This window comes from Streptomyces sp. NPDC050422, assembly GCF_044458665.1.
Taxonomy (GTDB): Bacteria; Actinomycetota; Actinomycetes; order Streptomycetales; family Streptomycetaceae; genus Streptomyces.
Map to the genome: position 1 here is coordinate 1 of NZ_JBITIE010000058.1, position 4,330 is coordinate 4,330.

Annotated in this window: 5 protein-coding genes; 3 read left to right on the forward strand and 2 right to left on the reverse strand. The window is 65.0% G+C overall.

All coding sequences use genetic code 11. The features are described from left to right. Nucleotides 1-493: 493 nt before the first annotated feature. Nucleotides 494-751, forward strand: a complete 258-nt coding sequence (locus ACIBJG_RS38710) for a hypothetical protein (protein ID WP_399315041.1) — start codon at nucleotides 494-496, stop codon at nucleotides 749-751. On the opposite strand, the gene ACIBJG_RS38715 is transcribed toward ACIBJG_RS38710, so the two are convergent. Next, nucleotides 714-1,400, reverse strand: a complete 687-nt coding sequence (locus ACIBJG_RS38715; RefSeq protein WP_399315042.1) for an IS5 family transposase — start codon at nucleotides 1,398-1,400, stop codon at nucleotides 714-716. The genes ACIBJG_RS38710 and ACIBJG_RS38715 overlap by 38 nt on opposite strands. Nucleotides 1,401-2,051: 651 nt before the next feature. On the opposite strand from ACIBJG_RS38715, the gene ACIBJG_RS38720 reads away from it, so the two are divergent. Both ACIBJG_RS38720 and ACIBJG_RS38725 read left to right on the forward strand, forming a co-directional pair. Beyond that, on the forward strand, nucleotides 2,052-3,227 hold the full coding sequence (locus tag ACIBJG_RS38720; protein ID WP_399315044.1) for a DUF6236 family protein: 1,176 nt from the start codon (nucleotides 2,052-2,054) through the stop codon (nucleotides 3,225-3,227). Between the two features lie 66 nt (nucleotides 3,228-3,293). Further along, entirely contained in the window at nucleotides 3,294-3,710 is a 417-nt protein-coding gene (locus tag ACIBJG_RS38725) for a hypothetical protein (RefSeq protein WP_399315046.1), read from the forward strand. Nucleotides 3,711-3,770: 60 nt separating this feature from the next. On the opposite strand, the gene ACIBJG_RS38730 is transcribed toward ACIBJG_RS38725, so the two are convergent. Further along, nucleotides 3,771-4,148, reverse strand: coding sequence for a hypothetical protein (locus ACIBJG_RS38730; RefSeq protein ID WP_399315048.1), 378 nt, complete (start codon nucleotides 4,146-4,148; stop codon nucleotides 3,771-3,773). Between the last annotated feature and the right edge of the window lie 182 nt (nucleotides 4,149-4,330).

Below are 4,330 nucleotides of genomic sequence, written 5' to 3' on the forward strand. Positions count from 1 at the left end.
CTCGACAGCTGCATCGGTCATCGGGACCACCCGAGCATGCCCGCTGATCATGCCGGCCCACTGGGAAACTCCAAGATCCCCGACAGAGTCAAGCTCAGAAGCCGTTGTCTTTCCGTACTTGATCGCTGACTTTCCGCTGGTCAGGCATGGTGTGGCGGGTTCTGTGGCAGACAGGACACGTCGTGTCGTCTGGTCGTGGAGGTTCAGGGATGCCGTCGGTGGTCGGTTTGCTGGAGGAGCGGGAACGGGGTGCCCGGCAGCGGGTTGAGGTGTTGCGTGAGGAGGCGGACCGGGTTCTCGCTGAGCTGCGCGACGCGGAGCTGTTCTGGGAGCGGTTCGTGACTGCGCGGGAGGTTCTCGTCGAGGTTCTCGCTGGTCCGGGCGGTGGTGCTGACGTTATGGAGACGGCGGTGCCGGTTGCGGAGAACACTGCCCCGACGCCGACGCCGACGCCGACGCCGAAGGGCGGGAGGGCGGGAGGGTGCCGGGGTCGGTGGTGCCGGTCAGGGGTGAAGGCGTCGAGGTGTCGGAGCTGTCGCCGGACTATCAGCGGATCGTCGGGGTGCTGGCCGCCTCTCCGGCGGCGTTGGCCTGCGGGGAGATCGCTTCGGCGCTCGGTCTGGAGCGCGTGCCGGCGAAGACTGAGGGGGTGCGGTCGAAGGCGGCACGGCTGGCGGAACGGGGCTGGCTGGTCAAGGAACCGTCGGGGCGGTTCACGCTTGTGCCCGAGCTGCGAGGCGGCGGGTCATGAGCATGGTCATCGGCCACAGGATCATCGCCTCGGATGTGTCGGGCCGCCGCTCGTAGTCGCGGGCCAGCCGGCGTGAGCGCATCAGCCAGCCGAAGGTCCGCTCCACCACCCACCTGCGCGGCAGCACCACGAAGCCGGAGGTGTCGTCGCTGCGTTTGATCACGGTGACGACCAGGTGCAGGACGGTCAGGGCCCAGGTGATCAGGGTTCCGGTGTAGCCGCCGTCGGCCCATAGTCTGGTGATCGTGGGGAACCGCTCGCGCAGGGCGGGCAGCATGTCGGTGGCCGCCTGGCGGTCGGTGACGTTGCCCGCGGTCACGTTGATCATCAGCAGCAGGCCGACCGTGTCGCAGATCAGATGCCGGCGCCTGCCGTTGATCTTCTTGCCTCCGTCGTAGCCCCGGCTGCCGGCGCCGACGACCACGTCGGCCTTCACGGACTGCGAGTCGATGACCGCGGCCGTCGGCTCTGCTTCCCGCCCGGCCCGCTCACGGACCTTCCCGCGCAGCCGGTCGTGGAGCTCGGTGATCAGTCCGGCGTCGCGCCATCGTCGGAAGAAGGCGTAGACCCGGTCCCAGGCGGGGAAGTCCACCGGCATCGCCCGCCACTTGATCCCGTTGTCGAGGACGTAGAAGACAGCATCGAGCATCTGGCGGTGGCAGTAGCCCTCCGGACGTAGCCCTCCGGACGTCCGCCCCGGCCCTCCAGCCACCCCGGCACCGGCAGCAGCGGACGGATCTCCCGCCACTCAATGTCCGTCAGATCCGTGCTGTACACCGGCGCCCGGCCGGGCTGATCGGCCGCGTTCCCGAACCGGTGAGCGAGACAATCGCACGACACGACCGACGAGTTGAGATCCTCGCCCCCGACCGCGTACAACATAGACAACAGGGCCTCCTGGCGTACTCGGCGTCTCGACAACTCCGAACTGCACCAGAGGCCCTGTCCTCATGCACGACACGGCAAGATTCACCCGCCCCGACAGCCACTTTCGATCACACCGCACTCAAGATCGATAGGACAACGGCTTCTCATCGACGGCTGCCTCATAGGCACCGGCCTGGCCCTGACCGGCTGACACGATCAGGCCGACATCACACATTCAAATTCAGTAGCGATCGGGGCGTGTGCGATGATCGCGGCTGGGCCCAACTCGCTGGCCGCGACCGCGGATTAGGCCCGTTGCTGCAGGCAGTTCGATGGTCGGCCGATCAGTGGCTCGGGGCTTCGATGCTGGCGTTGGTTCTGTGTTGACAGCCTGAGAGAATCGACGAAGCTCAGCCGATCAACGGAGGTGCGAGTGCCATCGATCGCCCTGTACTACCCCTGGCGACACTTCCAGGAGGAAAGCTCGGTGAAACTGGCCCTGCTGACATGGGACAAGCTCGTGCGCGTGCGTCCCCCGGAACTGACGGAACTGTGGGACAACGACACTGACTTGGTCCGGCAACTGCGTTCGGAGACCGACTTCCTGATCGAAACCGTCCCAAGCAAGGCTGATCTGGCGGCCGTGACGGACGCCTTTAGAGCGCTGCTCACCACTCATGGGCAGGAGATTACGGGCCGATTCGGGCTGCAGGCCCCTATTGTGTATAGCCACGAAGATCGACAGTACAGAATGGCAGTGAGCAACAACCCGTTCCCGGAGAACTACGAGTTTTCTTTGTACTCAGACCCCGCGAATCCCCTTATCGGCCACGAACTGTCCGATTTGCTTGTTTCTTCAGACCTGGCGCGTCGGGTGACGGGCACTGGCTACCGTGAGTGGATCAGTGTCCGCAGCCCGATGGGATCTGCCTACATGGCCGCACTAAGCGACGCGATAGCCCGCCACAACATGACCTCGCTGGTCACCGACGACCCCCGGATGCACCGTGCCGTTGGTGCATTGGACCGCTTGCCCGAGATGCTTCTTCGCGATGAGCCCCAACCTCCGGGATTTGAGGACGCCGATAGCGCCTATCTGCAAGTCGCCATCCAGGCGGTTCTCGAACCGTTGAATCTCCTGGACCTGCCCCTATCCAAACTCATCCGCTTCCGCGATCGGTATCGGGCCGAGCTGGCCGCTTTTCGCATACACCTCGAAGAGGTCTCAACTGAGCTGCAGGCCATCGCCGCAGTCGAGAACCTAGCCGTCGCGCATGCCCACCTGGAATCCCTATATGTGAGACATACCAAGCCGAAGCTCGATGACCTCAGAAGAGCGCTGCGAGCGCTGGGCGTCGAATCAACCTCCGGAGCGATGGTCCTGAAGATCGACGCCAACGCAGCAGCCGGCACCATCCTGGGCGCCGTTGCTGCCGCAGGCGGACAACTCGCTGTCGCTGGTGTGGCAACGGCCATTGCCGTTGTCCCATATGTTGCCAGCAGGCTCATGTCGCGCCGTCAGACGATCGTAGGCTCCCCAGTTGCTTACCTGCTCGCAGCTGAACGCGAACTCGGCAGCACGTCGCTGATTCGCTGGCGTCGGCACTGAATCCTCTCCGGCCTCTGGCAGCGAGCGCATCGATGAGCTGTCCCTGTGTTCGGCGTTGGAGAGCCGGTGGTAGTCGAGCCCGGGCGACTGCCGGCGGGGCTGGGCAATGCGTCGGACCGGTTCGGCGAGCGCCGCGGCCCGGCCGACGTCCCGGTGAACCGCCAGCCGCTCATCCTCGGGCAGGTCGCGGTGTACGCGGACTTCGGCTTGGGCGAGGTCACGGACCTTGGGCAATACGACGATGAGGGCTTGCGCGAGCAGCGCGACTGGAGCCGCCGGATCATTTCTGGACTGGAAGAGTTCGCGCATACCTTCGAGCCGGGCTACTTCACGGAGGGCGGTTGGATCGGTGGGCCAACGTGGGTGACCGACCCCAAAAGCGGTCTGGACTGCAGCGGCAGTATTGAGATGGGCCAGCTCTTGACCCCACCGGCGAACCTGCAGACGGACTACCACCAGAGGGACAACACCCCGATCCCCTGACGATCGTGTCGGGCGACCGCGCATTGTCGGTGGGGTGAACGTTCTGCCGGCCCAATGCGGTCAGGCGTCAGGATCGACTTCGGGGTGCGTGAACCGCACGGGTTTGCCCAGCGACCGGGCGTAGGCGATTTCGGCTCGGGTGCTGTCTCCGATGTAGTCGCCGACTACGAGCGCCTCATCAGCGAGCCGGATCTTCGCCCGGTGCAGATCATCGAGTCGAACCTTCAGCGCCTCGGCCTCGACAGGATCGGACGAGAGTTCGTGCGGCGACTTCATGTCACAGCCCGGTTTGACGACAATTTTTCCTGCTTTGGTCTCCCGCAGATCGGCCTCGGTCATCTCGGTCATGAAGCGGGTGGAGCCGCAGATCGCGACGATACGCGGGAGGCTCAACAGCCTCTTCGCGTCGGCGATCTTCTCCTCGGAGGATGTCGTCATGCCTTCCACCGTACGGACGGACACTGACAGCCGCCGTAGCCACCTGTGCGGACGGCCGGCCACTGTCCACAGGGGTCCGCTGGCCTCAGCTTGACTCTGTCGGGGATCTTGGAGTTTCCCAGTGGGCCGGCATGATCAGCGGGCATGCTCGGGTGGTCCCGATGACCGATGCAGCTGTCGAG

Excerpts from the sequence above, each read along its gene's own strand:
- ACIBJG_RS38730 (WP_399315048.1), bottom strand. The coding sequence starts at position 4,148 with ATGACGACATCCTCCGAGGAGAAGATCGCCGACGCGAAGAGGCTGTTG.
- ACIBJG_RS38715 (WP_399315042.1), bottom strand. The coding sequence starts at position 1,400 with ATGCTCGATGCTGTCTTCTACGTCCTCGACAACGGGATCAAGTGGCGG.